20 protein-coding genes and 1 tRNA gene are annotated in these 20213 nt (G+C 59.2%); 16 read left to right on the forward strand and 5 right to left on the reverse strand.

Annotated elements, in window-relative coordinates; genetic code table 11:
• The first annotated feature begins 89 nt into the window (after positions 1 to 89).
• Positions 90 to 1514 (forward strand): DegQ family serine endoprotease, encoded by a 1425-nt coding sequence (locus ACYZT5_RS31940; RefSeq protein WP_462048849.1) that lies wholly within the window; start codon positions 90 to 92, stop codon positions 1512 to 1514.
• Between the two features lie 67 nt (positions 1515 to 1581).
• On the opposite strand, the gene ACYZT5_RS31945 is transcribed toward ACYZT5_RS31940, so the two are convergent.
• Entirely contained in the window at positions 1582 to 3015 is a 1434-nt protein-coding gene (locus ACYZT5_RS31945) for a M48 family metalloprotease (protein ID WP_462048850.1), read from the reverse strand.
• Positions 3016 to 3113: 98 nt separating this feature from the next.
• Between ACYZT5_RS31945 and ACYZT5_RS31950 the strand changes: the two genes are divergently transcribed.
• Together ACYZT5_RS31950 and ACYZT5_RS31955 are read left to right on the forward strand one after the other, a co-directional pair.
• Entirely contained in the window at positions 3114 to 3353 is a 240-nt protein-coding gene (locus ACYZT5_RS31950) for a sulfurtransferase TusA family protein (protein WP_020300476.1), read from the forward strand.
• 31 nt (positions 3354 to 3384) lie between these two features.
• On the forward strand, positions 3385 to 4455 hold the full coding sequence (locus ACYZT5_RS31955) for an AI-2E family transporter (RefSeq protein WP_461973654.1): 1071 nt from the start codon (positions 3385 to 3387) through the stop codon (positions 4453 to 4455).
• A gap of 38 nt (positions 4456 to 4493) precedes the next feature.
• Here the strand turns inward: ACYZT5_RS31955 and ACYZT5_RS31960 are convergent, their stop codons facing one another.
• A complete protein-coding gene (locus tag ACYZT5_RS31960) occupies positions 4494 to 4967 on the reverse strand; it encodes a peroxiredoxin (protein ID WP_028621874.1) in 474 nt (157 codons plus the stop codon).
• 10 nt (positions 4968 to 4977) lie between these two features.
• Positions 4978 to 5538 (reverse strand): glycine cleavage system transcriptional repressor, encoded by a 561-nt coding sequence (locus tag ACYZT5_RS31965; RefSeq protein ID WP_046055714.1) that lies wholly within the window; start codon positions 5536 to 5538, stop codon positions 4978 to 4980.
• Positions 5539 to 5867: 329 nt separating this feature from the next.
• On the opposite strand from ACYZT5_RS31965, the gene dapA reads away from it, so the two are divergent.
• From dapA to ACYZT5_RS32000, 7 genes are all read left to right on the forward strand, one after another.
• On the forward strand, positions 5868 to 6746 hold the full coding sequence (dapA, locus tag ACYZT5_RS31970) for a 4-hydroxy-tetrahydrodipicolinate synthase (RefSeq protein WP_462048851.1): 879 nt from the start codon (positions 5868 to 5870) through the stop codon (positions 6744 to 6746).
• A gap of 17 nt (positions 6747 to 6763) precedes the next feature.
• Complete coding sequence (bamC, locus tag ACYZT5_RS31975) at positions 6764 to 7879, forward strand: outer membrane protein assembly factor BamC (protein WP_462048852.1); 1116 nt, start codon at positions 6764 to 6766, stop codon at positions 7877 to 7879.
• 4 nt (positions 7880 to 7883) lie between these two features.
• Positions 7884 to 8642: an MBL fold metallo-hydrolase gene (locus ACYZT5_RS31980; protein WP_282377197.1), complete on the forward strand. Its 759-nt coding sequence runs from the start codon at positions 7884 to 7886 to the stop codon at positions 8640 to 8642.
• A gap of 28 nt (positions 8643 to 8670) precedes the next feature.
• Entirely contained in the window at positions 8671 to 9384 is a 714-nt protein-coding gene (gene purC / locus ACYZT5_RS31985) for a phosphoribosylaminoimidazolesuccinocarboxamide synthase (protein WP_149417779.1), read from the forward strand.
• An 83-nt stretch (positions 9385 to 9467) separates the two neighbouring features.
• Positions 9468 to 9557: transfer RNA gene (locus ACYZT5_RS31990), tRNA-Ser, on the forward strand.
• A gap of 175 nt (positions 9558 to 9732) precedes the next feature.
• Positions 9733 to 10065: a hypothetical protein gene (locus tag ACYZT5_RS31995; RefSeq protein WP_462048853.1), complete on the forward strand. Its 333-nt coding sequence runs from the start codon at positions 9733 to 9735 to the stop codon at positions 10063 to 10065.
• A 211-nt stretch (positions 10066 to 10276) separates the two neighbouring features.
• Complete coding sequence (locus ACYZT5_RS32000; protein WP_179092130.1) at positions 10277 to 10414, forward strand: hypothetical protein; 138 nt, start codon at positions 10277 to 10279, stop codon at positions 10412 to 10414.
• Positions 10415 to 10545: 131 nt separating this feature from the next.
• Here the strand turns inward: ACYZT5_RS32000 and ACYZT5_RS32005 are convergent, their stop codons facing one another.
• Both ACYZT5_RS32005 and ACYZT5_RS32010 read right to left on the reverse strand, forming a co-directional pair.
• Positions 10546 to 11145 carry a cupin domain-containing protein gene (locus ACYZT5_RS32005; protein ID WP_462052345.1) on the reverse strand — a complete coding sequence of 200 codons (600 nt, stop codon included), beginning with the start codon at positions 11143 to 11145 and terminating at the stop codon, positions 10546 to 10548.
• Positions 11146 to 11245: 100 nt separating this feature from the next.
• Positions 11246 to 13207 (reverse strand): oxidoreductase, encoded by a 1962-nt coding sequence (locus ACYZT5_RS32010; protein WP_462048854.1) that lies wholly within the window; start codon positions 13205 to 13207, stop codon positions 11246 to 11248.
• A gap of 216 nt (positions 13208 to 13423) precedes the next feature.
• Between ACYZT5_RS32010 and ACYZT5_RS32015 the strand changes: the two genes are divergently transcribed.
• The 6 genes from ACYZT5_RS32015 (at position 13424) to ACYZT5_RS32040 (ending at position 20066) form a co-directional block, all read left to right on the forward strand.
• The gene (locus ACYZT5_RS32015) at positions 13424 to 14473 is read left to right on the forward strand and encodes an ABC transporter substrate-binding protein (RefSeq protein WP_462048855.1); all 1050 of its coding nucleotides are present in this window, start codon (positions 13424 to 13426) and stop codon (positions 14471 to 14473) included.
• A 75-nt stretch (positions 14474 to 14548) separates the two neighbouring features.
• Complete coding sequence (locus tag ACYZT5_RS32020; protein WP_462048856.1) at positions 14549 to 15343, forward strand: class II aldolase/adducin family protein; 795 nt, start codon at positions 14549 to 14551, stop codon at positions 15341 to 15343.
• Between the two features lie 220 nt (positions 15344 to 15563).
• Positions 15564 to 16211, forward strand: a complete 648-nt coding sequence (locus ACYZT5_RS32025) for a TetR family transcriptional regulator C-terminal domain-containing protein (RefSeq protein ID WP_462048857.1) — start codon at positions 15564 to 15566, stop codon at positions 16209 to 16211.
• Between the two features lie 92 nt (positions 16212 to 16303).
• A complete protein-coding gene (locus ACYZT5_RS32030; RefSeq protein ID WP_462048858.1) occupies positions 16304 to 17020 on the forward strand; it encodes a response regulator in 717 nt (238 codons plus the stop codon).
• A 5-nt stretch (positions 17021 to 17025) separates the two neighbouring features.
• On the forward strand, positions 17026 to 17799 hold the full coding sequence (locus ACYZT5_RS32035; RefSeq protein ID WP_462048859.1) for a substrate-binding periplasmic protein: 774 nt from the start codon (positions 17026 to 17028) through the stop codon (positions 17797 to 17799).
• Positions 17796 to 20066, forward strand: coding sequence for an ATP-binding protein (locus tag ACYZT5_RS32040; protein ID WP_462048860.1), 2271 nt, complete (start codon positions 17796 to 17798; stop codon positions 20064 to 20066). The genes ACYZT5_RS32035 and ACYZT5_RS32040 overlap by 4 nt, the downstream gene beginning before the upstream one ends.
• Positions 20067 to 20213 lie beyond the last annotated feature (147 nt).

Genomic DNA, 20213 nt, shown 5'->3' on the forward strand with positions numbered 1-20213 from the left:
TGTTGTTCCCGGAACAAAAATACCGGCGTATCGTTCCCGGTGTTCCTTGCTCCATATCGCTTAACCATGCTCGTCGTAACGGGAGCCGTATGTCGATACCATGCTTGAAGTCTTATCTCTCTATTTTTGCCACCGTGCTGGTGCTTGGTCAGGCGGTCGCTGTTCAAGCGGCCGAGTTGCCTGACTTCACACAGTTGGTCGAGCAGGCCTCGCCCGCGGTAGTGAACATCAGTACCACGCAGAAACTGCCGGACCGCAAAGTGTCGAGCGAGCAGATGCCTGACCTTGAAGGCTTGCCGCCGATGCTGCGCGAGTTCTTCGAGCGTGGCATGCCACAGCCGCGCACGCCTCGCGGTGATCGGCGTGAAGCCCAATCCTTGGGTTCGGGCTTCATCATCTCGCCTGATGGCTACATCCTGACGAACAACCATGTAATCGCCGATGCCGACGAAATTCTCGTTCGACTCGCTGACCGCAGCGAATTGAAGGCGAAGCTGGTCGGTACCGATCCACGTTCCGACGTGGCTCTGTTGAAAATCGAAGGCAAGGATCTGCCGGTCCTGAAACTTGGCAAATCCCAAGATCTGAAAGCCGGCCAATGGGTCGTGGCTATTGGCTCGCCATTCGGTTTCGACCATACCGTGACCCAAGGTATCGTCAGTGCCATCGGTCGTAGCCTGCCGAACGAAAACTATGTGCCGTTCATCCAGACCGATGTGCCGATCAATCCAGGTAACTCTGGTGGTCCGCTGTTCAACCTGAACGGTGAAGTGGTTGGCATCAACTCGCAGATCTACACCCGTTCCGGCGGCTTCATGGGCGTATCGTTCGCGATCCCTATCGATGTAGCCATGGACGTTTCCAATCAGCTCAAAAGCGGCGGCAAAGTCAGCCGTGGCTGGTTGGGTGTGGTGATTCAGGAAGTGAACAAGGACCTGGCCGAGTCGTTCGGTCTGGAGAAGCCGGCCGGTGCGCTGGTGGCTCAGATCCAGGATGACGGCCCGGCTGCCAAGGGTGGCCTGCAAGTAGGCGACGTGATCCTGAGCATGAATGGCCAACCGATCGTCATGTCCGCCGATCTTCCGCACCTGGTGGGCGCGCTGAAGGCCGGCTCGAAAGCTGATCTGGAAGTGATACGTGAAGGCAAGCGCAAGAATGTCGAGTTGACTGTTGGCGCTATCCCGGAAGAAGGCAAAGAGCTCGACGCCCTGCCAAAATCCAGCACCGAGCGCAGTAGCAACCGCTTGGGTGTTTCCGTGGCCGAGCTGACTGATGAACAGAAGAAAACCTACGACCTCAAAGGCGGCGTCGTCATCAAGGAAGTCCAGGACGGTCCTGCTTCTCTGATTGGCCTGCAGCCAGGCGATGTGATCACTCACCTGAACAATCAGGCGATCGGTTCCACCAAGGAGTTCACGGATATCGCCAAGGCGCTGCCGAAGAACCGCTCGGTGTCGATGCGGGTTCTGCGTCAAAATCGCGCCAGCTTCATCACCTTCAAGCTGGCTGAATAATCCGGGTTGTTGGCTGAATAAAAAACCGCCTCGAAAGAGGCGGTTTTTTTGTGTCTGCTGAAAAGAGTCAGCCCATCATGTCCTTGATCATGCGCTCTTGCTCCATCAGCTCACGTTGCCGTGCGTCGATCCGCGACGACAGCGGGAAGTTGGTGCCTGCCTTGCGCTTGGCGAAGTCCAGTTGCTGAATGGCCTGACGGTAGTCCCCAACCAACGCGAAATACTCGGCGCGAGCCTGATGCAGGCCGATGATGTTGCCTGACAGACCACGGGTTTCGGCCACCATGTACCAGACGTCCGGATCGTCCGGACGGCTCTTGAGCAGATTTTCCAGTGCTTTTTCCGCTTCGGGTGCACGGTTCTGCTTGAGCAGCAGGTCGACACGTACCTGATTCAGTGGATAGTTGCCTGGATACTGGGCAAGCATCCGGTCAACCCGGGACTGAGCGTCCGGTAGACGATTGTTGGTAATGTCCAGATCGACCTGAGCCAGGTTGTAGATGATTTCGTTCGGCGACTTGGCCAGCAGCGACTTGAGGTTTTCCCGAGCTTCATTCAGCTGGCCGCCCTTGATCTGGGCGATGGCCAGGCCATAGCGCGCGACGTCGTTTTTCGGGTTTTCATCAAGCTGGGCGCGAAAGCGTTTGGCGCCCAGGCCAGGGGTTTCTTCATAGATTAACTGGACCCGTGCACGAATCAGTTGATACCGGAGGGTGTCTTCGATGCCGCCCGGTTTTGACTGTTCGGCGCGGTTACGGGTGTCGGCGATCCGCGACTCGGTAACCGGGTGAGTCAGCAGAAACTCTGGTGGCTTGGCATCAAAGCGGTATTGGCGCGCCAATCGCTCGAACATGGTCGGCATCGAGCGCGGGTCGTAACCAGCCTTTTCCAGATTGAGGATGCCGATGCGGTCGGCTTCCTGTTCGTTCTGGCGAGAGAAACGCCGCTGTTCCTGAATGGCCGCCGCCTGCGTGCCCGCAATCGCCGCGATCCCGGCATCGCCGGCACCGGCTGCGGCAATCACGATCCCGGCCAGCAGCGCGGCCATCATCGGCACCTGCATGCGCTGTTGGGCTTCGACGCCGCGGGCGAAGTGGCGTTGCGACAAGTGAGCCAATTCGTGAGCGAGTACCGAGGCGTATTCGCCCTCGGTCTGGGCATTGAGAAACAAGCCGCCGTTGACCCCGACAATTCCGCCGGGTGCCGCGAAGGCGTTGAGTTGCGGGCTGTTGATCAGGATGAACTCCAGTCGTCGGTCATTGACCTGGCTGGTCTCCACCAGCCGGTAGACGCTGGACTCAACGTAGTCCTTGAGCTGCGGATCGTTGAGCTGGGAAACCTGACTACGTAACAGCGCCAGCCAGGCACGGCCCAACTGGTGTTCCTGTTGCGGCGAGACGATGGCAGAACTGGCGTCGCCGAGTGACGGCAGGTCGTCGGCGAAGCCCGGTGAGGCGAGCAGGCAAGCGAGCGTCAGCAGGGTAGGGCGCAAAAAAGTCATGCACAAAGCCTTAGTCGACAAAGACCTTACTGTAGCCGGACACTACGCTTCGGACCAGATATTCTAGCCGCTCAACCACCTGACCCCGGAGTGATGCAATGACCGACGCTGTAGCCCATGACGCCGAACTCGACGCCAGCGGCTTGAATTGCCCGTTGCCGTTGCTCAAGGCCAAGCTGGAACTCAATCGACTGGCCAGCGGCGCAGTGCTCAAGGTGATCGCCACCGATGCGGGCTCACAGCGCGATTTCCGCACCTTTGCCCGATTGGCCGGTCATACGCTGCTTCGTGAAGAAGATGAAGCGGGCGTTTACCGCTACTGGTTGAAAAAAGCCTGAATTCTGCAGCGTTCGTTCTAAGGGATTATTGATGTTCAAGGTGTTACGCGACTGGATTCAGCGCTACTTCTCCGATGAAGAAGCCGTGGTGCTGGCTGTCCTGCTGTTTCTGGCGTTTACCGCCGTGCTTACGCTGGGCGGCATGCTCGCGCCAGTGCTGGCCGGGATGGTGCTGGCGTATCTGATGCAAGGGTTGGTAGTAACTCTCGAACGCCTGCGCATGCCCGGTGGGGTTGCGGTGGGGCTGGTCTTCGCATTGTTCATGGGGGTTTTGCTGGTATTCATTATTGTCGTGGTGCCGTTGCTCTGGCATCAATTGATCACCTTGTTCAACGAGTTACCCGGGATGCTCGCCAAGTGGCAGTCGCTGTTATTGCTGCTGCCCGAGCGCTACCCGCATCTGGTATCCGACGAGCAGGTGCTGCAGGCCATCGAAGTGGCGCGGGGCGAGATCGGCAAGTTCGGTCAGTGGGCGCTGACGTTCTCTCTGTCGAGTCTGCCGCTGCTGGTGAACATCATGATCTACCTGGTGCTGGTGCCGATCCTGGTGTTTTTCTTTCTCAAGGACCGGGAGATGATCGGTCAGTGGGTGCGTGGTTACTTGCCCCGTGAGCGGGCGCTGATCACCCGCGTCGCGCAGGAAATGAATCGGCAGATCGCCAATTACATTCGCGGCAAGGTCATCGAAATCTTCATTTGCGGTGGCGTGACTTACATCGCTTTCGTCGCCCTGGGGCTGAACTACGCGGCGCTGCTGGCGTTGCTGGTGGGCGTGTCGGTGGTGGTGCCCTATGTCGGGGCGGTGGTGGTGACCGTGCCGGTGCTGCTGATTGCGCTGTTCCAGTGGGGCTGGAGCGATCAGTTCATCTATTTGATGGCGGTTTACGGGATCATCCAGACACTGGACGGCAACGTGCTGGTGCCGCTGTTGTTCTCGGAAGCGGTCAATCTGCATCCGGTGGCGATCATCTGCGCGGTATTGTTGTTTGGCGGGCTGTGGGGCTTTTGGGGGGTGTTCTTTGCGATTCCCCTGGCGACGCTATTCAAGGCCGTGCTGGACGCGTGGCCGCGCAAGGAGCCAGTGGTGGCGCCGCTGTTGTAAGCAGTCTGTGGGAGCGGGCTCCCACAGAATTCAACTATTCAGGCCTTGTTCAGCGCTTGAGCCGCAGCCAACACCGCATCCACATGCCCCGGCACCTTCACACCACGCCATTCCTGACGCAGCACACCGTCCTTGTCGATCAGGAATGTGCTGCGATCAACGCCCATGTATTCCTTGCCGTAGAGCTTTTTCAGCTTGATCACATCGAACAACTGGCACAGCGCCTCTTCCTTGTCGCTGATCAGCTCGAAGGTGAACGCTTGCTTGGCCTTGAAGTTTTCGTGGGATTTGAGGCTGTCGCGGGACACACCGAAGACTTCGGTGTTGGCGGCTTTAAAAGCGTCCAGCTGATCGCGAAAGCCCTGACCCTGGGTGGTGCAGCCTGGCGTGCTGTCCTTCGGATAGAAGTAAATCACCACCTGCTTGCCTTTGAGGCTCGCGAGGCTGACGGTCTGCCCGCTGGTGGCGGGTGCTTCGAAGTCGGCAACCGGTTGGTCGATGGCAACGGCCATGAAAGCTTCCTTACATTGGGTTTTGTGGGCGCCACGGTTCGATTAGGGCATCCAGGTTCAGCGCGTCGGCGAAATCCAGGAACTGATCGCGCAGCCAGCTGATCTGCACACCGGCCGGCAAGGTCACGGTAAACGTGGCATTGAGCATGGTGCCGCCGGTTTGCGGAGCCTGATAGGTGTCGCAGGTCAGGTTTTCCAGCTCGACGTTGTGGTCCATGAAGAACTGGCACAGCTCGTTAATGATGTCCGAGCGGTAAGCCGAGCTGACATAGGCGACGTACGGCAGGGCCTGAGGACGATTCTCCAATGCCGCGCTGCGCACCACGTTGACCGTAAAGGCGTGCTTCTTGGCAAGGCTCGACAGGCTGCCTTCGAGGCGCGCCAGGGCGTCCCAGCTGCCGGAGATCTCGAGAATCAGCGCACTGCACTCGCCATGACGCGTCAGGCGAGAGGTGACCACGGCGCAGCGGTTTTCATGGCTGGCGCGGCACAGGACGTTAGTCAGCTCCATGGGGTTGGCGCCGAGGGCACTGATGACAAGGAATTGTTCGCGAACTGTGGGGGTGGACATGCAGCATTCCTAAAGCGATGAGCGGTCGATACTTCTACGGGCTTTTTTTACCGGGAGCGAGCCTGCGGATGCGAATTCAGAATACCCGAGCCGCAAGGTTGCAACGTGCTCCAGTGTGGCAAGAGCGAGGGGTGGCAACGCTGGATCGGGGCTTGTGATGCCGAAAAAGGAGGCTGGAACCCGGCGTACGAGCTTATCAGTACCGATCAAAGTCTGAAGGGTAGCGAAAAGCAGCGCCAAGGGGAATGGCAGCAGCGCAGTACTTCGCTTGTACAAGCATCTTGGCGCCAGTACCATTACCGCTCTCTTTTTCCGGCAGGAGCGGTTGCATGATTGCGGGCAGTATGGTGGCACTGGTCACACCCATGGATGCACAAGGTCGTCTCGACTGGGACAGCCTGAGCAAACTGGTGGACTTTCACCTGCAAAACGGCACCCACGCCATCGTGGCGGTCGGCACCACAGGTGAATCGGCCACCCTTGACGTGAACGAGCACATCGAAGTGATTCGTTACGTGGTGAAGCAGGTTGCAGGGCGCATCCCGGTGATCGCCGGTACCGGCGCCAACTCGACTCGCGAAGCCATCGAGCTGACCACCAATGCGAAGACTGCCGGCGCCGATGCTTGCCTGCTGGTGACGCCGTATTACAACAAGCCGACCCAGGAAGGCTTGTACCAGCACTTCAAAGCCATCGCCGAAGCCGTCGACATCCCGCAGATCCTTTATAATGTGCCCGGCCGCACGGCGTGCGACATGCTGGCCGAAACCGTGATCCGCCTGTCGACCGTGAAAAACATCATCGGCATCAAGGAAGCCACCGGCGACCTGGCGCGTGCCAAAGCCATCATCGATGGCGTCAGCAAGGACTTCCTGGTGTTCTCCGGTGACGACGCCACCGCAGTCGAGCTGATCCTGCTCGGCGGCAAGGGCAACATCTCGGTGACCGCCAACGTTGCGCCGCGCGACATGAGCGACCTGTGCAACGCCGCTCTCAAGGGCGATGCCGTTACGGCCCGCGCGATTCACGAAAAGCTGATGCCGCTCAATAAAACCCTGTTTATCGAATCCAACCCTATCCCCGTGAAATGGGCACTGCATGAAATGGGCTTGATGCCGGACGGTATCCGTCTGCCGCTCACCTGGCTCAGCGCTGCCTGTCACGAACCGCTGCGGCAGGCCATGCGCCAGTCCGGCGTCCTGGTTTAATTGAGGAAGTACTACGCATGAAGCGATTGGCCGGACTTTCCGCACTTGCCTTGATCATCTCCAGCACCAGTGGCTGCGGATGGGTTTGGGGCCCGGAAGGTTATTTCCGTGACCGTGGTAGCGATTACCTGGAAGCGCAACAGACTGCACCCATGCAATTGCCGCCGGATGTCAGCACCGCCAAACGTCTGGATCCGCTGTTGCCGATCCCGCGCAATGTGGCCGATGACACCGTCAAGGGCGAGTACATCGTTCCTCGTCCGCAGCCGTTGTCGGCAGCGGCTGACGCCAGCGCCTACTCCCTGCAAAAGACCGGTGATTCGCGTTGGATCGTCGCCCAGAACCCGCCGGCCGAAGTCTGGCCAGTGGCCGTGCAGTTCTTCCAGGACAACGGTTTCCGTCTGGACGAACAGCGCCCGCAAACCGGCGAATTCACCACCACCTGGCAACATTCCGACGAACTGTCCGCCGCCATGGCCAAGCGCCTGAGCGCGGCCGGTGTCGGCGCTGACAGCGAAACCCGCGTGCGGGTCCGCATCGAGCCAGGCGTGCAGCGCAACACCAGTGAAGTCTACGTGGTCAGCGCCGAGCGTCCTGCCGGTAGCACCTCCGACGTGGCCTTCACCAACCGTTCGGTCAACACGGGCCTGGACGCGGCACTGGTCGACGACATGCTCGCGAGCATGAGCCGCACCTCGGAGAAGGGCGGTTCGGTCTCCATGCTGGCTTCACGTGATTCCGATACGCCAAGCCGTGTCAGCCTGAGCGAAGACGGCAGCGGCAACCCGGTTCTGAACGTCGGCACCGACCTGGATCGTGCCTGGTCGAGCGTCGGTCGTGCGCTGGAACAGGGCGAATGGCGTGTTGAAGACATCAACCGTAGCCTGGGCTTGTACTACATCAACCTCGCTGAAAAAGCCGAGAAGAAAGACGAGAAGCCTGGTTTCTTCAGTAGCCTGTTTGGCAGCGCGCCGAGCAAGGAAGAAGTTGAATCCCGTGCCGAGCGTTATCAGGTTCGCCTGAGCAAGGTTGGCGAGAACGTCCAGGTCACCGTCGAGAAAAACATCAATACCGTGGCGCCGGCAGATGTGGCGCGCAAAGTGTTGAGCGTGATTCAGGACAACCTGGGCTGATCACATGCGTTTTGCCGTTCTCGGCAGCGGTAGCCAAGGGAACGGCACGCTGATAGCCAGCGCTGACACGTATGTGCTGGTGGATTGTGGTTTCTCCCTGCGGGAAACCGAAAAACGCTTGCTGCGCCTGGGTGTGAGCCCTGCGCAGCTGAGCGCGATACTCGTGACCCACGAACATGCCGACCACGTGCATGGCGTGGGTTTGCTGTCTCGGCGCTACAATCTGCCTGTCTACCTCAGTCGCGGCACCCTGCGCGGGATGCGCAAACCAATTGAACCGGCTGGCCTTCTGGCCGGCGGCGAGCAACTGCAGATCGGCGCACTGAGCATCGGCGTTATTGCCGTGGCACACGATGCACAGGAGCCGACGCAATACGTATTCAGTGACGGTGAGCGGCGTTTCGGCCTGTTGACCGACCTGGGCTCGTATTGCAACAAGGTGCTGGACGGCTATCGGGACCTCGATGCGTTGATGATCGAGTCCAATCATTGCCGTGACATGCTGGCTCGCGGTCACTACCCGTACTTTCTCAAGCAGCGGGTGGGCGGTGAATTGGGACATTTGAACAACCATCAGGCGGCATTCCTGGTGTCTGAGTTGGGCTGGCAAGGCCTGCAACACCTGGTCCTGGCCCATCTGAGCAGCAAAAACAACCTGCCGCAGCTGGCCCGGCAATGTTTTGTCGACACCCTCGGGTGCGACCCGGACTGGCTGCAACTGGCCGATCAAGATTCAGGGCTCGACTGGCGACACATCGCCTAGCCCACCTACTTAGCAAGCGGAGCCCATCATGGAAAAACGTGAAGAACTCTACCGCGGCAAAGCCAAATCGGTTTTCAAGACCGACGACGCTGACCGCTTGATCCTGCTGTTTCGCAACGACACCTCGGCGTTCGACGGCAAGCGCATCGAGCAGCTCGACCGCAAAGGCATGGTGAACAACAAGTTCAACGCCTTCATCATGCAGAAACTCGAAGCAGCCGGCGTGCCGACCCAATTCGACAAACTGCTGGGCGACAACGAATGCCTGGTGAAAAAACTCGACATGATCCCGGTCGAGTGCGTCGTGCGTAACTACGCCGCCGGCAGCCTGGTCAAGCGCCTGGGCGTCGAAGAAGGCATGAAGCTTAACCCTTACACCTTCGAACTGTTCCTGAAGGACGACGCCAAGGGCGACCCGTTCATCAACGAATCCCACGTCGTGGCCTTCGGTTGGGGCACCGCCGAGCAACTGGTCCGCATGAAAGAACTGTCGCTCAAGGTCAACGAAGTCCTGAGCAAACTGTTCGACGACGCTGGCCTGCTGCTGGTCGACTTCAAACTTGAATTCGGCGTATTCTCCGACGGCACCATCGTCCTGGGCGACGAGTTCAGCCCGGACGGCTGCCGTCTGTGGGACAAAGCCACCGGCAAGAAAATGGACAAAGACCGCTTCCGTCAGGGCCTCGGTGACGTCATCGAAGCCTACGAAGAAGTCGCCAATCGTTTGGGCGTACCGCTTTAATCGACGCAAGCATCTGATAGCACGGAAAAATTTCGCTTAGGGGGTTCGCTTCCGGCAAAAGTGTTGTTATGATGCGCGCCGTTGGAGAGATGCCAGAGTGGCCGAATGGGACGGATTCGAAATCCGTTGTACCTTCACCGGTACCTAGGGTTCGAATCCCTATCTCTCCGCCATTACATAGAAAAAGCCCCGTAGCTGAAAAGTTACGGGGCTTTTTCGTTTCTGGAGTTTTAGTTTTTCATCTCGATGAGCGGTCGGGGTAGCGCGGACGGATTCAGAAAGTAAGACGCATCCAGGTCATTAGCTATTATGCAATACAGAGCAAATCACCGGATGACGGGGAAACGCATGAACAGATGGCGACGGCTTTGGTTGTTTTTGAAGCTGATGGCAGCCGTTGCGGCCTGCGTGACCGCTGCTGTTCAGGCTTTTCTCTACATGCTGGAAAGCCCCGACGCAGCACAGATTCACCCGTTGAGCATTGTGGTTGTCGGGCTGACCTTTGGCTTCATCATCTATGCATTCCTTTCACTGATTGAAAGGGTTGTACGGGTTTTCTTGGCTCCTCCTGACCCGGTCATCCCCCAACCTCAAGCAGAACTTGAGACCGATGCGGGGCTAGCAGCGGAACAGCCACTCATTTTGCCTGCTGACGATTCAGCTCAGCAGAAACCGCAGTGAACTGACGTTAGTCAGCTTCGAAAAAACCGCATGGACGGATCCCACAGGGAAAACTCTGAACTGATCCACAAAGATGCGAATCTTCTTACTTCGTACGCAGATATGTCCGAAATTGATCGGAGGTATGTTCGAGTTGCCGCGGAGGCGTTAGTAATGACTTCGCGGTTGAACAAGTAACTGAACGTTGCAGCATAACAAGGCGATCAAAGCCATGAAGGACCGCTTGAAGGCCAACGGCAAGGCCCCCAAGCAGATCATCTGTGCAGCGATGCGCAAGCTGCTGCACTTTGTTTACGGCGTGCTCAAGTCGGGTCAACCCTATGACCCGAAACTTGCGCTTGCCCGGTGAGGTTCAAGACGGTATCTACAAGGTATGCGTTGCTGCTGAAATTGCTTAACTGACCGGCATTTGGCCAGGTGTCGGTTTTTTTGTGCAGTGTGGGACCCTACCTACTGACCAATGAATCGGATGCCAGCCCCTCAAAACGTAGGCGGCGTAATCACCCAAATCACCACCGCATCCACATCCCCAGGATTCCCATACCGATGCGGCTCCTGGCTCGAAAAACTAAAGCTATCCCCTTCACCCAGCTGAAAATACCGATCCCCCACCCACAACTCAAAACTCCCCGACAGCAAATACCCAGCCTCTTCCCCCTCATGGCTGTAACTCTGTTGGCTGTAAGTCCCCGGAGGAAACCGCGAGTGAAGCATCTCCAGTTGCCGATTCGGCTGCGGCGTCAGCAATTGATCCACAATCCCGTCTTCGTAATGCACGCTCATCCGAGTGTTCTTACGCACCACAACGCCGTTATCTTCAGGCGCGGTATTCGCTTCGCTGGCGAAAAACCACTGAATGGTCACGCCAAGACTACGGGCGATGTTGAATAGCGCGGGAATGGAGGGGTAAGCGAGGTTACGTTCCAGCTGGCTGATGTAGCCCGCCGTCAGTTCGCTCATCTGCGCCAGTTCCGCCAGGGTCATGCCCCGACGTTTGCGCAGGCCACGAATGCGGGTGCCGAGAAAATGCGGTTCCGCTGTGGCGCTGTCCTGTGTGGGCGCGCTGGTGGCAGGCGGCATCTTGCTGCTGTTGCTCATGGCGTGCTCCGAACCGGGGTGAGGCTCGAGCGCTTCATTTCGCTCAAGCCAGTGCGTAAAAGCCCCGGAGTATAAAACAGCCTCAAAGCTCCCAGGCGACTTTCAGCCCTTCGTAAATCGCTTCCTCGGCGGTACGCGGTGCGAGGCAGTCGCCGATGCGCCGAAACTCCACCAGGCCTTGCAGTTCTGCGCCCAGGGTGTCGACCGGTTGATGGCCCTGGCAGAGCACCAGCGTGTCGATGTTTTCGAACAGCATCGGTTCGCCGCTGGCGGTGTGTTGCAGGTAGACGGTGTTGTCGTCGCAACCATACAGCCGGGCGTATGGCGTGATCGGTATGCCGAGTTTGTGCAGTTCGCCGGCCAGTTGATCGCGCACGTACAGCGGCAGGTTTTCCCCGCAATGGGTGCCGTTGACCGCCAGTTGCACTTGATGCCCGGCGCGCACCAGACGTTCGGCAATGCCGGGGCCGATCCAGTCGCAGCGCCAGTCGACTACCACCACTGAACGGCCGATCTGCACCTCATCGCGCAGTACTTGCCAGGCGTCTACAACCTGCAATTCACCTCCGCGTTCGAACGCCGGCCAATAAGGCTCGGCACCCGTGGCGACGATCACGCTGTCCGGGCGCTCGCGTTCGACCAGCGCCCGGTCGACGCGGGTGTTGCGCACGACGCGCACGCCGGCCAGTTCCATCTCGCGTTGCAGGTTGGTGCTGGCACCGCCGAACTCGCTGCGTCGGGGTAACAGTTGCGCGAGCAACACTTGGCCGCCGAGTTGTGAGCTGGCCTCGTAGAGAGTCACGTCATGTCCGCGCTGGGCGGCGACGGCAGCGGCTTTCATTCCGGCTGGGCCGCCGCCGGCGATCATGATGCGTTTGCGTTGCCCTGTCGGTTGCCGCTGACCGAAGATCAGCTCGCGGCCGGTTTCCGGGTGCTGGATGCAGGAAATCGGCAAGCCTTTGTGGAAGTGGCCGATGCACGCCTGATTGCAGGCGATGCAGGCCCGCACATCTTCGACGTGCCCAGTGTCGGTTTTGTTGGGCATTTGCGGGTCGCAAATCAGGGCGCGGGTCATGCCGCAGACATCCGCCTGGCCGCGCGCCAGAATCAACTCGGCTTCTTGCGGCTGGTTGATGCGCCCGGTGACGAACAGCGGAATCGACAGGCTGGCCTTGAAGGTCCCGGCTTCCTTGGCCAAGTAGGCGGCCTCGATCGCCATCGGCGGCACGATATGCACCGCGCCGCCCAACGATGCCGAGGTTCCTGCGACGATGTGCACGTAATCCAGCTGCGTCTGCAATGACTGGACCGCTTGCAGGGAGTCGTCCTCGGTCAGGCCTTCGGGGTCGCGCTCATCGGCGGAAATGCGCAGGCCGATGATGAAGTGTTCATCGGTGCTGGCGCGCACGGCCGCGATCACTTCGCGCAAGAAGCGCAGGCGTTTCTCCAGGTCACCGTTGTAGCCGTCGGTGCGACGGTTGACGCGCGGGTTGATGAATTGCGCCGGCAGGTAACCGTGGCTGGCGACCACTTCCACGCCGTCGATCCCGGCCTGATGCAAACGCCGGGCTGCGGCGCCATAACCGGCGACGATCTCATCAATCATCGCTTGATCCAACGCACGCGGCATCACCCGAAAACGTTCGTTGGGCACCGCCGACGGCGAGTAGGCGACGGCCAGCAGACCATCGCTGGACTCCATGATTTCCCGCCCCGGATGGAAGATCTGCGACAACACCACCGTGCCGTGAGCGTGGCAGCTTTGCGCGATTTTCTGGTAACCCTCGATGCAGGCGTCGTCGGTGGCCATCAGCACATGGGAGGTGTACCGCGCGCTGTCATGCACCCCGGCCACTTGCAGCACGATCAGTCCGACACCGCCTTCGGCCCGCGCGGTGTGATAGGCGATCAATGGGTCGTTGACCAGGTTGTCAGTGGGCATCGAGGTGTCGTGACCACTGGACATAATGCGGTTTTTCAGCCGTTTGCCTCGCAGCTGCAAGGGTTCGAACAGGTGTGCAAAAGCGGGGGACGAGGTCGGCATGGTACGGGTACTCCAGGCAGGCTGACACCGAAAGACCGGGTTTTCGGCGTTGTTATTATTTCCCTATAGAAATTTACCATTAGTAAAAAATCAACTTGTTTTTTTACTAGTGCTAGCAGTAGATTCGTTTTGCGTCCGAACCTGGGGCGAACCTCACAACAATAAAAAGGGTCACGCGGCGTTTCGTCGAGTGGCACCTGCAAGAGGAACCACCTGATGAAATCGAACACGCTCAAGAAAGGTTTTTATCCCTTGTTGTTGTCCCTGGCCATGGGCCTGGGCAGCGCTCAAGCAGCACCGGACATGGTAGTGGTGGGTTACGGCGGCGCCGGCCAGAAAGCCCAGGATGTGGCATTTTTCCAGCCGTTCAGCGTCGCGGATCACAGCAAGCTGATCCAGAGTGAATACAACGGCGAGATGGCCCGGATCAAAGTGATGGTCGACACCGGCAACGCCGATTGGGACGTCGTGCAGATCGAAGGCCCGGACCTGATGCGCGGGTGCGACGAAGGCATGTACGAAAAGCTCGACTGGAAAACCCTGGGCCGCGCCGAGCAGTTGATTCCCGATGCGGCGCAGGCGTGCGGCTCGGCGGCGCTGGTGTGGAGCGTGGCGATTGCGTACGACACGCAAAAGCTGGCACAGGCCCCGACCTCGTGGGCCGACTTTTGGGACGTAAAGAAAATTCCGGGCAAGCGCGGCTTGCGTAAACGTGCGGTGTACAACCTGGAATTCGCGTTGCTGGCTGACGGCGTGAAGGTCGAAGACGTGTATTCGGTGTTGAACACTGCGCAGGGTGTCGACCGTGCCTTCGCCAAACTGACTGAACTCAAACCCTATATCCAGTGGTGGGAAGCCGGGGCGCAACCGGCGCAGTGGCTGGCAGCCGGGGACGTGGTGATGACTTCGACCTACAGCGGACGTGTGGCCGCCGCCGCGCAAAACGGCAGCCACCTCGGCCTGGTCTGGCCGGGTAGCCTGTACGGCATGGATTACTGGGCGATCATTAAAGGCTCTAAACATGTCGATCAGGCCAAGCGTTTTATCGCGTTTGCCAACCAACCGGACGCTCAGGTCAAGTACGTCGAGCAGATCCCGTATGGCCCGACCAATACCGAAGCCGCCGCCAAACTGGACAGCCAACTCGCCCAATGGGTGCCCACCGCGCCGCAAAACCTCAAAGGCGCGCTGTCGATGGACGTAGCGTTCTGGGTCGATCACGGCGAAGAACTTGAAGAGCGTTTCAACGCCTGGGCCAGTAAGTAATTGCCATTGGCTGGACGCAATAACGCGTCCAGCCTTACTGTGACGCGCAGTCGATCAGCCTGGAGAACCAAAACAATGAACGAGATCGTCACGAACCTTGGTGCGACACCTCAGCGCAGCGTAACCGAACAGCGCCTGCGTGAAGAATTGGCCGCCTGCTACCGATTGATCGCGCACTTTCGCATGACCGATCTGATCTTCACCCACATCTCGGTGCGCCTGCCGGGGCCCGAGCATCACTTCCTGATCAATCCATACGGGCTGATGTTCGAAGAAATCACTGCCTCCAATCTGGTGAAGATCGGCCTGGACGGTCGGGCCGTGGAGCCGTCGCCGTACCCAGTGAACCCAGCAGGTTTCGTGATTCACAGCGCCATTCACGGTGCTCGTAAAGACGCGCAATGCGTGCTGCACACGCACACCAAATCGGGTTGCGCGGTCGCAGCGTTGAAATGCGGATTGTTACCAGTGAACCAGATCTCGATGGAGTTCTACGGTCGGGTTGCCTACCACGACTATGAAGGCGTGGCGCTGGACATGAGTGAGCAGCGGCGCCTGGTGCAGGACCTCGGCGACAAGTCGGTACTGATGCTGCGCAACCACGGTTTGCTGACCGTCGGTGAATCCGTGAGCCAGGCGTTTTTGCGCATGTATTACCTGGAAAAAGCCTGCGAAATCCAGTTGGCTGCGCAAGCTGCCGGTGAGCTGGTTTTGCCGCCGGTCGAGGTGTGCGAACACACCGAACGCCAGTTCAACGACCCCGGCCGACCGCTGGACGAAGGCGAGTTGAGCGACCCGGATGGTATGCAACTGGCGTGGGCCGCGTTGTTGCGATTGCTCGATCGTGTTGCTGCGGGCTATCGGGATTGATCTGAATCTTTCTGTGAGTGGGCTGGCGCCTTCGCAGGCAAGCCAGCTCCCACAGGGAATCTCTGTCGTACACACATTTTGTGTGCGCTGGAGATCAATTGTGGGAGCCTGCTCAAACGTGCGACTGACTGGAGACTTGCCACACTCTTGCTGTACAGTCGTTCAGCTCGCGAACTTCACAGCCGCGTCCTTAACGATTGATCCACGGAGAGTGTCGCCCATGAGTCAGGAAGCCCGTTTTTCCCGCATGGAGCCGGAGCTGCGCAAGGCCAACCTGATCGAGGCCACGCTGGTGTGCCTCAGGCGCCACGGCTTCCAGGGCGCGTCGATCCGCAAGATTTCCGCCGAGGCCGGGGTGTCGGTCGGGCTGATCAGCCATCACTATTCCGGCAAGGATGAACTGGTGGCCGAGGCTTATATGTCAATTACCGGTCGGGTCATGAGCTTGTTGCGCGATGCCATGGAGCAGGCCGCGCCCAACGCACGCGAGCGCTTGTCGGCATTCTTCCGAGGGTCGTTTTCCGCCGAATTGCTCGACCCCCAATTGATCGATGCCTGGCTGGCATTCTGGGGGGCGGTGAGGACAGCGGAGTCGATCAATCTCGCGCATGAGCACTCCTACGGTGAGTATCGCGGCATCTTGCGCAAGGTGCTGACCGAGTTGGCGCAGGAGGAGGGCTGGGAAAACTTCGACGCCGATCTGGCTGCCATCAGCCTCAGCGCGTTGCTCGACGGTTTGTGGCTGGAGTCGGGGCTCAACCCCGGAACCTTCACCCCGGAACAAGGCATTCAGATTTGCGAAGCCTGGGTCGACGGTTTGCAGACGGGCGGTCGCCAACGGTTTTGTATCCAGACGACGGGCTGTTGATCGATCGTTCAGCTGTCGATACTCTCTGGCGCCAATGCGGTCAATCACTCTAATAAGAAACACGCCTTCGGGCATACGCGGGACACCAAGCGATGACTCCTCGGGTACTGATCGTCGATGACGATCCGCTGATTCGCGAACTGCTGCACGCCTACTTGTCCCAGGAAGGGTATGAGGTGCATTGCGCCGCCACGGCGGAGCTGGCCGAAACCTTTCTGGCGAGCCAAACAGTCGATCTGGTGATGCTCGATATCCGTTTGCCCGCCAAGGACGGCCTGACGCTGACCCGTGAGCTGCGGGTCCGTTCCGAAGTCGGGATCATTCTGATCACCGGGCGCAACGATGAAATCGATCGCATCGTCGGCCTCGAGTGCGGCGCCGATGACTACGTGATCAAACCCCTCAATCCACGTGAGCTGGTGTCCCGGGCGAAAAACCTGATACGCCGGGTTCGTTACGCGCAGTTACCGCAACCGGTGGCGGCAGTCTCCCGGCCTGTCAAACAATTTGCAGACTGGGCGCTGGACACCGACCGTCGACGCCTGATCGACCCCGCCGGCAGCGAAACCCTGCTGACCCACGGCGAGTACCAGTTGCTCAGTGTGTTCTTGCGCAACAGCGGCCACACCTTAAGCCGCGATCAGTTGATGGATCAGATCCGCAATCGCGAATGGGTGCCCAACGATCGTTCCATCGACGTACTGGTCGGCCGTTTGCGACGCAAGTTGCACGACGACCCCGCCGAGCCTCAGTTGATCATCACCATCCACGGCGCCGGGTATCTGTTCACCGCCAGTGTGGCGGCCTGAAGTCTATGCAGCGTGTGTTCGGACTTTTGTTGGCGTTGGTCGCGAACAGCGTGACGGCGGCGGAAAAAATTCGCTATTGCGACTATCCGGTGTACCCGCCGATCTCCTGGAGCGACGGCAAGCAAGTGCGCGGTCTGGCCCCGGGCGTGGTGAAAAACCTCTTTGGGCGATTGGGCTACGAGGTCGATGTCATCGTGCTTGGCAACTGGAAACGCTGCCTGTTGGATACCGCCGAAGGCCGGGTCGATGTCGTGCTGGCCTACAGCACCGCGCAACGGGAACAGAGCATGGTGTTCTCGACGGTACCGGTGTTGCGTGAGGAGGTCGCGTTGTTCGTCAACCGTCAGCGTCCGGTGAAATTCGAACGTCTGGAGGACCTGGCCAATTACCGTGGTGGGCTGTTGTTCGGTGAAAGTTATGGTGTGGACTTCGACCGCTTCGTCGCTCAGCACCAGAACATCGAATGGGTCTCTGACAGCCGCCAGAACTTCGGCAAACTGATTCGTGGGCGCATCGACTTCATCACCTCGGAGCGACGCACCGGGGAGCTTTACGTCGAGAACCTGCCGGGCGCGCGCGACATCGTCGCGTTGCCCACTTCCTTGAGCGTTGACTACCTGCGGGTTGCAGTCTCGCGCAAATCGCCGTTGGCTAGCCGCATGCCGGACATCGATGCGCAGTTGAAGCGCATGGTCGATAGCGGGGAGGTCGACCGTTTGCTCAATGAAAGTGAAGTCATCTACCGCGACATGATCAACCTGCCGGCGGATACGCAATGATCCGCGCTCGGCCCGGTGGATTGTTGCGGCGTCTGCTGCTGTTCATTCTGTTGTTCAGCCTGTGCTTCACTGTGTTGGCGAGCACCGTGCAGTTGTATTTCGAATACCGCCGCGAGATGCGCGACATCGACTCGCGGATGGAGCTGATTCGCGCCGGTTACCTGGCCAGCCTCGAGCGCAGCCTGTGGGACTTGAATTTGGAACAATTGAATGTGCAATTACGGGGTCTGGTGGACTTCTCCGATGTGGCGCGGGTTCATCTGACAAGCCCCGATTTCGATGTGATGCAAGGTAATCCGGACCCGGTGGGGCCGTTGCGCATCGACCGTTTTGAATTGGACTATCAACCACCGTCAGGTCCCGTGCGGCATCTGGGGCAGTTGAAAGTGAGCACCGACCTGGGCGCCGTGCATCAACGCTTGTACGCCACCGGTTTGACCAGCCTGCTATGGATGAGTGTGTTTCTGTGCGGGCTGGCGGTGGCGTTGTCGGGGCTGTTTTACCGCTTGGTTACGCGTCACCTGCAAGTCATGGCCGGGTTCGCCCGGCGCATCGCCGCCGGTGACTGGCACGAGCCCTTGCACCTGGACAAAAGCCGCAGCAGTAACGAGGACGAAATCGACACCGTGGCGCATGCCCTGGACGACATGCGCCGGGCGATCCTCAATGACATTGACCGTAGGGAAACCGATCGACTGGCGCTGCAAGACAATCGCGATGAACTGCTGCGAATGGTCGAGCGCCGCACCGCCAGCCTGATGCGCGCCAAGGACGAAGCCGAAGCGGCCAACCTCGCCAAGTCGCGGTTCCTGGCGACCATGAGCCATGAGTTGCGCACGCCGCTCAACGGCATCCTCGGCATGGCCGAACTGCTGCGCGACGCCCGACTGGATGAGCGCGACGGCAAACGTCTGGATGCGTTGTACAAGGCTGGCGAAGGGTTGCTGTCGATTCTCAATGAAGTGCTGTATTTCGCTCGACTGGAGGAAGGTGTCAGCCACCCTGAACCGGTCGACTTTTCAGTTCACCAATTGCTCGACGAAGTGCTGATGCTGCTGGAGCCGCGTGCACTCGGCAACGATACGGTGTTGCAATGTCGTATCGATCCGCAGGTCGCCGACCTGCATCACGGCGCCGAACAATTCTTGCGTCAGGTATTGAGTAACCTGCTGGCCAATGCGATCAAGTTCACGGAGGGCGGGCAGGTCAGTGTTGAGGTGGTTGTGCTTGTTCAAGCCCCTGGGCAAACCGGGCAGCGGTTGCGCTGGAGTGTGAAGGACAATGGCATCGGCATTGCCCCACAGATGCAGCAAAAGATTTTCGAACGTTTCACCCAGGCCAGCGAAGAGGTGGCGCAACGTTTTGGCGGAACCGGGCTCGGGCTGGCCATCAGCAAGCATCTGGTGGAGCAGTTGGATGGGCGGATCGGTGTGGAAAGTGAAGTCGGGCGGGGCAGTTGTTTCTGGTTCGACCTGACGTTGCAATCGGCGACCGGCGTGGCCGGTGTGCCCGGTGTGGCGATGAGCAGTGAACCCGGCCGGGCACTGAGTATTCTGGTGGTCGAGGACGTGGCGCTGAACCGTGAAGTGGTCAGTGGCTTGCTGCAACGGGACGGGCATCAGGTCTGGCTCGCTGAAGACGGCGAACAGGCGCTGACGCAATGTTCGGTGCAGACCTTCGATCTGATCCTGCTGGATGTGCATCTGCCGGGCATTAGCGGCGTCGAAGTGTGCAAACTGATTCGCAGCATCGCGGGCCCGAACCGTCACAGTCGGATATTCGCCCTGACCGCGAGTGTGCAGCCGGCACTGGTGCGCGGTTATCTGGACTCCGGAATGGACGGTATTCTTGCCAAACCCCTGAAGCTCGACACTCTGCGACAGGCGCTGGCTGGACAATCAGCGATGCCCTCTGCGCAGCACGATGACGAGGCGATCGACTGGCCCCTGTTACACACCCACCGCACCTTGCTCGGTGAACAGAAACTTCAAGGATTGCTGGCGGTGTTGCGCGACTCGATCCTTCAACATCGCGAAGCAATCACCGAAGCGATCGAGGCCGGCGATTGCACCGAGGTCGTGCACCTGGCACACCGTTTGGCTGGCAGCAGCGACTCATTGGGTTTTCGCGCATTGGCTAACGTGTCAAGAGCATTGGAAGAGGCAGCGATGGCCAACGATGAGTCGGCGCTGGTGGCTCTGGCGCCGCAGGTTCATGAACAACTGCTTCGTTCGCAACAGACGCTGGCGTCCCTGTTGCACACCTGACGTACAAGTTCGTTACGACTTTTTACAACTTCGATCTTTACGGTCAACGAGACCTTACATGGTCTTCCAATAATCGATGCAACCGCCACAAGCGCGGTCTTCGAAGCTTATTGGAGATAATAATAATGACGGCCGTAAAGCTTATCC

Source organism: Pseudomonas sp. LB3P14 (assembly GCF_054898045.1).

Excerpts from the sequence above, each read along its gene's own strand:
- ACYZT5_RS31960 (WP_028621874.1), bottom strand. The coding sequence starts at position 4,967 with ATGGCCGTTGCCATCGACCAACCGGTTGCCGACTTCGAAGCACCCGCC.
- ACYZT5_RS32035 (WP_462048859.1), top strand. The coding sequence starts at position 17,026 with ATGCAGCGTGTGTTCGGACTTTTGTTGGCGTTGGTCGCGAACAGCGTG.
- ACYZT5_RS31940 (WP_462048849.1), top strand. The coding sequence starts at position 90 with ATGTCGATACCATGCTTGAAGTCTTATCTCTCTATTTTTGCCACCGTG.
- ACYZT5_RS31995 (WP_462048853.1), top strand. The coding sequence starts at position 9,733 with ATGAACAGATGGCGACGGCTTTGGTTGTTTTTGAAGCTGATGGCAGCC.
- ACYZT5_RS32015 (WP_462048855.1), top strand. The coding sequence starts at position 13,424 with ATGAAATCGAACACGCTCAAGAAAGGTTTTTATCCCTTGTTGTTGTCC.
- ACYZT5_RS31980 (WP_282377197.1), top strand. The coding sequence starts at position 7,884 with ATGCGTTTTGCCGTTCTCGGCAGCGGTAGCCAAGGGAACGGCACGCTG.
- ACYZT5_RS31950 (WP_020300476.1), top strand. The coding sequence starts at position 3,114 with ATGACCGACGCTGTAGCCCATGACGCCGAACTCGACGCCAGCGGCTTG.
- ACYZT5_RS32040 (WP_462048860.1), top strand. The coding sequence starts at position 17,796 with ATGATCCGCGCTCGGCCCGGTGGATTGTTGCGGCGTCTGCTGCTGTTC.
- purC (WP_149417779.1), top strand. The coding sequence starts at position 8,671 with ATGGAAAAACGTGAAGAACTCTACCGCGGCAAAGCCAAATCGGTTTTC.
- ACYZT5_RS32005 (WP_462052345.1), bottom strand. The coding sequence starts at position 11,145 with ATGCCGCCTGCCACCAGCGCGCCCACACAGGACAGCGCCACAGCGGAA.
- dapA (WP_462048851.1), top strand. The coding sequence starts at position 5,868 with ATGATTGCGGGCAGTATGGTGGCACTGGTCACACCCATGGATGCACAA.
- ACYZT5_RS32000 (WP_179092130.1), top strand. The coding sequence starts at position 10,277 with ATGAAGGACCGCTTGAAGGCCAACGGCAAGGCCCCCAAGCAGATCATC.
- ACYZT5_RS31965 (WP_046055714.1), bottom strand. The coding sequence starts at position 5,538 with ATGTCCACCCCCACAGTTCGCGAACAATTCCTTGTCATCAGTGCCCTC.
- bamC (WP_462048852.1), top strand. The coding sequence starts at position 6,764 with ATGAAGCGATTGGCCGGACTTTCCGCACTTGCCTTGATCATCTCCAGC.
- ACYZT5_RS32030 (WP_462048858.1), top strand. The coding sequence starts at position 16,304 with ATGACTCCTCGGGTACTGATCGTCGATGACGATCCGCTGATTCGCGAA.
- ACYZT5_RS32025 (WP_462048857.1), top strand. The coding sequence starts at position 15,564 with ATGAGTCAGGAAGCCCGTTTTTCCCGCATGGAGCCGGAGCTGCGCAAG.
- ACYZT5_RS31955 (WP_461973654.1), top strand. The coding sequence starts at position 3,385 with ATGTTCAAGGTGTTACGCGACTGGATTCAGCGCTACTTCTCCGATGAA.
- ACYZT5_RS31945 (WP_462048850.1), bottom strand. The coding sequence starts at position 3,015 with ATGACTTTTTTGCGCCCTACCCTGCTGACGCTCGCTTGCCTGCTCGCC.
- ACYZT5_RS32020 (WP_462048856.1), top strand. The coding sequence starts at position 14,549 with ATGAACGAGATCGTCACGAACCTTGGTGCGACACCTCAGCGCAGCGTA.
- ACYZT5_RS32010 (WP_462048854.1), bottom strand. The coding sequence starts at position 13,207 with ATGCCGACCTCGTCCCCCGCTTTTGCACACCTGTTCGAACCCTTGCAG.